The 6,777-nt window shown below is 67.0% G+C and carries 6 protein-coding genes; 5 read left to right on the forward strand and 1 reads right to left on the reverse strand.

What is annotated here, in order from left to right; translation table 11 throughout:
* Positions 1-2,817: pyruvate dehydrogenase (acetyl-transferring), homodimeric type (aceE, locus tag ACWDR3_RS46695; protein WP_450358785.1), on the reverse strand; the 2,817-nt coding region annotated here is incomplete at its 3' end.
* Positions 2,818-3,171: 354 nt separating this feature from the next.
* Between aceE and ACWDR3_RS46700 the strand changes: the two genes are divergently transcribed.
* From ACWDR3_RS46700 to ACWDR3_RS46720, 5 genes are all read left to right on the forward strand, one after another.
* Positions 3,172-3,603, forward strand: coding sequence for a DUF3052 domain-containing protein (locus ACWDR3_RS46700; RefSeq protein WP_123999590.1), 432 nt, complete (start codon positions 3,172-3,174; stop codon positions 3,601-3,603).
* A gap of 111 nt (positions 3,604-3,714) precedes the next feature.
* Positions 3,715-4,173: a peroxiredoxin gene (locus ACWDR3_RS46705; RefSeq protein ID WP_450358786.1), complete on the forward strand. Its 459-nt coding sequence runs from the start codon at positions 3,715-3,717 to the stop codon at positions 4,171-4,173.
* Positions 4,174-4,285: 112 nt separating this feature from the next.
* Positions 4,286-4,861, forward strand: coding sequence for a TerD family protein (locus tag ACWDR3_RS46710; RefSeq protein WP_019060360.1), 576 nt, complete (start codon positions 4,286-4,288; stop codon positions 4,859-4,861).
* Between the two features lie 118 nt (positions 4,862-4,979).
* Entirely contained in the window at positions 4,980-5,555 is a 576-nt protein-coding gene (locus ACWDR3_RS46715; RefSeq protein WP_123999588.1) for a TerD family protein, read from the forward strand.
* A gap of 174 nt (positions 5,556-5,729) precedes the next feature.
* A partial coding sequence (locus ACWDR3_RS46720; protein ID WP_450358787.1) for a DUF475 domain-containing protein occupies positions 5,730-6,777 on the forward strand: 1,048 nt, incomplete at its 3' end.

Here is a 6,777-nt window from a genome sequence, read left to right on the forward strand (position 1 = left end):
GACGTCGGGGCCGAGGTACCGGGCGCCCTGGGTCTCGTACAACAACTGGGCGGTCACCGTGCCGACGTCACCGCTCGTCTCGACACCATCTCCCTCACCCAGGACGGCCCGGTCCAGCAACTGGTACCGGTCGATGGCCTGCTTCAGCGCCGACCGGTCGACCTTCCCTTCCCGCGCCAGCTCCGTCAGCACGGCCACCACGATCGACTGCGCGTCGATGTGGAAGAACCGCCGAGCCGCCCCCCGGGTGTCCGCGAACCCGAACCCGTCCGCGCCCAACGACTGGTAAGTCCCGGGCACCCAGCGCGCGATCTGGTCCGGAACCGACCGCATCCAGTCGGACACGGCCACGAACGGACCCTGCGCGTTCCCCAACTTCCGCGTCACATACGGAACCCGCTGCTCCTCCTCCGGGTGCAGCAGATTGTGCCGCTCGACGTCGACCGCCTCGCGCCGCAGCTCGTTCCAGGAGGTCGCCGACCAGACATCGGCCCGCACGTTCCAGTCCTCCGCGAGGATCCGCTGCGCCTCGACCGCCCACGGCACGGCCACGCCCGAGGCGATGATCTGCGCCGGGATCGAGCCCGAAGTGCCTTCGCCGATGCGGTGGATGCCCTTGACGATGCCGTCGACGTCCACGTTCTCCGGCTCGGCCGGGTGCTGGATGGGCTCGTTGTAGACGGTCAGGTAGTAGAAGACGTCCTCGCCCGGCTTCCCGTCCGCGGTCGGCCCGTACATCCGCCGCAGCCCGTCCTGCACGATGTAGGCGATCTCGTACGAGTACGCCGGGTCGTAGGCGACACAGCCCGGGTTGGTCGAGGCGAGCAGCTGCGAGTGGCCGTCCGCGTGCTGCAGCCCCTCACCGGTCAGCGTCGTACGTCCGGCGGTCGCACCCAGGACGAAACCGCGCGCCAACTGGTCGGCCATCTGCCAGAACTGGTCGCCGGTGCGCTGGAAACCGAACATCGAGTAGAAGACGTAGACCGGGATGAGCGGCTCGCCGTGCGTGGCGTACGCCGAGCCCGCCGCGATCAGGGACGCCGTGCAGCCGGCCTCCGAGATGCCGTCGTGCAGCATCTGGCCGGTCGGCGACTCCTTGTACGCGAGCAGCAGATCACGGTCGACCGACTCGTACTGCTGGCCGAGCGGGTTGTAGATCTTCGCGCTCGGGAAGAAGGAGTCCATGCCGAAGGTGCGGTACTCGTCCGGCGCGATCAGTACGAAGCGCTTGCCGAGCTCCTTGTCCCGCATGAGGTCCTTGAGGAGTCGGACGAAGGCCATGGTCGTCGCGATGGACTGGTGGCCCGAGCCCTTCTTCACACTCGCGTACACCTTGTCGTCCGGCAGCGCGAGCGGCTTGGCGCGCACGACGCGGGTGGGGACGTACCCGCCCAGCGACCGGCGCCGGTCGTGCATGTACTGGATCTCCTCCGAGTCGCGACCCGGGTGGTAGTACGGCGGCAGGCCGGACTCCAGCTCCTTGTCGGAGATCGGCAGGTGCAGCCGGTCCCGGAAACCCTTGAGGTCGGCGACCGTCAGCTTCTTCATCTGGTGCGTGGCGTTGCGGCCCTCGAAGTTGGGGCCCAGGGTCCAGCCCTTGATGGTCTTGGCGAGGATGACCGTCGGCTGGCCCCGGTGCTCGTTGGCCGCCTTGAACGCCGCGTAGACCTTGCGGTGGTCGTGACCGCCGCGGCCCAGGTGCAGGATCTGCTCGTCGGACATGCCCTCGACCATCGCGCGCAGCCGCTGGTCGTCACCGAAGAAGTGCTCGCGGATGTAGGAGCCGGACTCCGTCGCGTACGTCTGGTACTGGCCGTCCGGCGTCGTGTTCATCCGGTTGACCAGCACGCCGTCGCGGTCCTGGGCGAGCAGCGGGTCCCAGGAGCGGTCCCAGACCAGCTTGATCACGTTCCAGCCGGCGCCCCGGAAGACCGACTCCAGCTCCTGGATCACCTTGCCGTTGCCGCGCACCGGGCCGTCCAGGCGCTGCAGGTTGCAGTTGACGACGAAGGTCAGGTTGTCCAGGCCCTCGCGCGCGGCGATGGTCAGCTGGCCCAGCGACTCCGGCTCGTCCATCTCGCCGTCGCCGAGGAAGGCCCACACGTGCGACTTCGACGTGTCGGCGATCCCGCGCGCGTGCATGTAGCGGTTCATCCGCGCCTGGTAGATCGCGCCGATCGGACCGAGGCCCATCGACACGGTCGGGAACTCCCAGAAGTCCGGCATCAGCCGCGGGTGCGGATACGAGGACAGCCCGTAGGGCGCCTTGGACTTCTCCTGGCGGAAGCCGTCCATGTTCTGCTCGCTGAGGCGGTCCAGCAGGAACGCGCGCGCGTAGATGCCGGGGGAGGCGTGGCCCTGGAAGAAGACCTGGTCGCCGCCGTCGCCCTCGTCCTTGCCGCGGAAGAAGTGGTTGAAGCCCACGTCGTAGAGGGACGCGGAGGAGGCGAAGGTGGCGATGTGGCCGCCGACCCCGATACCGGGCCGCTGCGCGCGCGAGACCATCACCGCCGCGTTCCAGCGGGTCGCGTTGAGGACCTTGCGCTCGATCTCCTCGTTGCCGGGGAAGAACGGCTCGTCCTTGGTCGCGATGGTGTTCACGTAGTCCGTGCTGCGCATCTCGGGCACGGCCACGCGCCGCTCGCGCGCCCGCTCGATCAGCCGGAGCATCAGGTAGCGGGCCCGCTCACGGCCGCGCTCGTCGACGGCGGCGTCGAGGGAGTCGAGCCACTCCTGCGTTTCCTCGGGGTCGAAGTCAGGAACCTGACTCGGAAGGCCGCCAATGATGATCGGGTTGCGATCGGATCCGGAAGCCACGCTGTTCCTTACCTGTCAGAGGGCTGCTGTGAGGCTGCTTTTCGGTCTGTCTGCACCGTTCCCCATCGTGTACCTCGGGAAAGCAAACGTCATCTCTACTGAGAGGTAACCGAGACCTACGTGAGCTCCTGCTGGTTCTCAATGCCACAAAGGGGGCAGAAAGGTGTGGTGTGGGTCACTTACGGCCGTGTCGGCGTGCCTGGAGTTGGGGTGACACGGCCAGGAACGTCACCGTTTCGGCGGTCTGAACGGCCGGGTACTTGCGCGATCCGCCCCGCCCGTGTGGACTACGGCCAATGCTTCGCGCGTGCGCGACGCTGAGACACTCATCAAGACATGATCAGGAGGCAACCCGTGAGCGCGACCGCGGACCACGCGGAGACGAGCCCTGCCGTGAGGCTGGGGTTCCAGCCCGAGCAGGTGGTCCAGGAGATCGGCTACGACGACGACGTAGACCAGGAGCTCCGCGAGGCCATTGAGGAAGTCATCGGCAGCGACCTTGTGGACGAGGACTATGACGACGTCGCCGATGCCGTGGTGCTCTGGTTCCGCGACGAGGACGGTGATCTGACCGATGTGCTGGTGGACGCCACCACGTACATCGAGGAAGGCGGCTCGATCCTGCTCCTCACGCCGAAGACCGGCCGTGACGGATACGTCGAGCCCAGCGACATCTCCGAAGCCGCGACGACGGCGGGTCTCTCCGCCTCCAAGAGCGTCAGCGTGGGGAAGGACTGGAGCGGCAGCCGGCTGGTGACGCCGAAGGCGGCCAAGTCCAAGAAGTGACCCATTGACCCCGGACGGGCCGGTTCGCCCGGCCCGTCCGCCGGTTCCCGGTGATCGCTGCGTAGGGTGGGAGGCCACCCGAACAGCCCCACCGAAGGGACAACCGCGACAATGGCGATCCAGGTCGGCGACAAGGCCCCTGACTTCGAGCTCAAGGACAACCACGGCGCCACCGTGAAGCTCTCCGACTTCCGTGGCGCGAAGAACGTGGTGCTGCTCTTCTACCCCTTCGCCTTCACCGGTGTGTGCACCGGCGAGCTGTGCGAGGTGCGCGACAACCTGCCGAAGTTCGCCGACCGCGACACCCAGGTGCTCGCGGTCTCCAACGACTCCATCCACACCCTGCGCGTCTTCGCCGAGCAGGAGGGCCTGGACTACCCGCTGCTCAGCGACTTCTGGCCGCACGGCGAGGTCTCCCGCGTCTACGGCGTCTTCGCCGAGGACAAGGGCTGCGCGGTGCGCGGCACCTTCGTCATCGACAAGGAGGGCGTGGTCCGCTGGACCGTCGTCAACGCCCTGCCGGACGCGCGCGACCTGAACTCGTACGTGAAAGCGCTCGACACCCTGTGATTGTTCGGTTCCAGGGCCTGCGTGGTACGGGAACCCGTCACTAGGATCGAGACGTTGATCCGATAGCAACGAACGTCGGGGCTCCCCGCCCCCACAAACCAATGGAGGACTCGTGGGAGTCAGCCTCAGCAAGGGCGGCAACGTTTCACTGACCAAGGAGGCCCCGGGCCTGACCGCGGTCATCGTCGGTCTGGGGTGGGACGTCCGCACCACGACCGGTACGGACTTCGACCTGGACGCCAGCGCCCTGCTTCTGAACAGCGCGGGCAAGGTGGCCAGCGACGCGAACTTCGTCTTCTTCAACAACCTCAAGAGCCCGGACGGCTCCGTCGAGCACACCGGTGACAACACCACCGGTGAGGGCGAGGGCGACGACGAGGCGATCAAGGTGAACCTGGCGGCGGTCCCGGCCGACGTCGACAAGATCACCTTCCCGGTGTCGATCTACGACGCCGAGAACCGCCAGCAGTCCTTCGGCCAGGTCCGCAACGCGTTCATCCGCGTGGTGAACCAGGCGGGCGGCGCCGAGATCGCCCGCTACGACCTCTCCGAGGACGCCTCCACCGAGACGGCCATGGTCTTCGGCGAGCTGTACCGCAACGGCGCGGAGTGGAAGTTCCGCGCCATCGGCCAGGGCTACGCCTCGGGCCTGCGCGGCATCGCCCAGGACTTCGGCGTCAACGTCTGAGGCGCTGCCCCGGCAACGGGGACGCCCTCAGGGCAATCGTCCGGCGCCGCACCGTTTGGGTGCGGCGCCGGAGGCGCAGGACAACCAAAGAAGCATCACCTCGGGGAGGACCAGCACTATGGGCGTCACGCTCGCCAAGGGGGGCAACGTCTCCCTGTCCAAGGCCGCACCCAACCTCACGCAGGTTCTGGTCGGGCTCGGCTGGGACGCACGTTCCACCACCGGAGCCGACTTCGACCTGGACGCCAGTGCGCTGCTGTGCACCGGCGGCCGGGTGATGGGGGACGAGTGGTTCATCTTCTACAACCAGCTCAAGAGCCCGGACGGCTCCGTCGAGCACACCGGCGACAACCTCACCGGTGAGGGCGAGGGCGACGACGAGTCGATCATCGTCGATCTGCCGAAGGTGCCGGCCACCTGCGACAAGATCATCTTCCCGGTCTCCATCCACGACGCCGACAACCGCGGCCAGACCTTCGGCCAGGTCAGCAACGCCTTCATCCGCGTCGTCAACCAGGCGGACGGCCAGGAGCTCGCCCGCTACGACCTCAGCGAGGACGCGTCCACCGAGACGGCCATGATCTTCGGCGAGCTCTACCGCTACCAGGGCGAGTGGAAGTTCCGCGCCGTGGGCCAGGGGTACGCATCCGGACTGCGCGGCATCGCCCTCGATTTCGGGGTCAACGTTTCGTAAGGTCCCCCGGGACCATGCCCCGATCCCCTACGACGACCCCTCCGACCTGCGCCTTCATCGGCGGAACGCCCCTACTGTTCCGCCCGGAGAACGAAGCCCTAGACTTCGTGGTCAACAGTGAGTAAAGCCGAGTACGGCGCGGGGGAGACCCGTACATACAGGATTGGGTAGCCAGTGCTTCTGAAAACCTTCGGCTGGTCGTTCGCGATTACCGCGATCGGCCTGGTCGCGGCGGTCTTCTACGGGGGGTGGGAGGGCTTCGGCATCGTCGCGATCCTCTCCATCCTCGAGATCTCGCTGTCGTTCGACAACGCGGTGGTCAACGCCGGAATCCTGAAGAAGATGTCCGCCTTCTGGCAGAAGATCTTCCTCACGATCGGTGTCCTCATCGCGGTCTTCGGCATGCGGCTGGTCTTCCCGGTCGTGATCGTCGCCGTCACCGCGAAGATCGGCCCCATCGACGCGGTCGACCTCGCACTCAACAACAAGGACCACTACCAGGAACTGGTCACCGACGCGCACCCGGCGATCGCCGCCTTCGGTGGCATGTTCCTGCTGATGATCTTCCTCGACTTCATCTTCGAGGACCGGGACATCCAGTGGCTGCGCTGGATCGAGCGCCCGCTGGCCAAGCTCGGCAAGGTCGACATGCTGTCGGTCTGCATCGCCCTGATCGTCCTGCTGATCACCGCGTTCACCTTCGCGACCAACGCCCACCAGCACGGCGGCGGCCACGCCGACAAGGCGCAGACGGTGCTGATCTCCGGCATCGCCGGCCTGATCACGTACATGGTCGTCGGTGGGCTCTCCGGCTTCTTCGAGGACCGCCTCGAAGCCGAGGAGGAACGCGAGCACGAGGAGGACGAAGAGGCGGAACGCAGCGGCAAGAAGCGCCCGCCGATCGTCCTGGCGGGCCAGGCCGCGTTCTTCATGTTCCTGTACCTCGAAGTCCTGGACGCGTCCTTCTCCTTCGACGGCGTGATCGGCGCGTTCGCCGTCACCAACGACATCGTGCTCATGGCCCTCGGCCTCGGTATCGGCGCGATGTACGTCCGTTCGCTCACCGTCTACCTGGTCCGCCAGGGCACGCTCGACGACTACGTCTACCTGGAGCACGGCGCGCACTACCCGAACACCACCAGGACCGCACCGGCCACGGCGAACCCCGTCACCGGACCGGACACGTACTGCGCGGCCTGGACCGGCAACGACACCAGCCACA

The sequence above is a fragment of the Streptomyces sp. NPDC001002 genome, assembly GCF_053599215.1.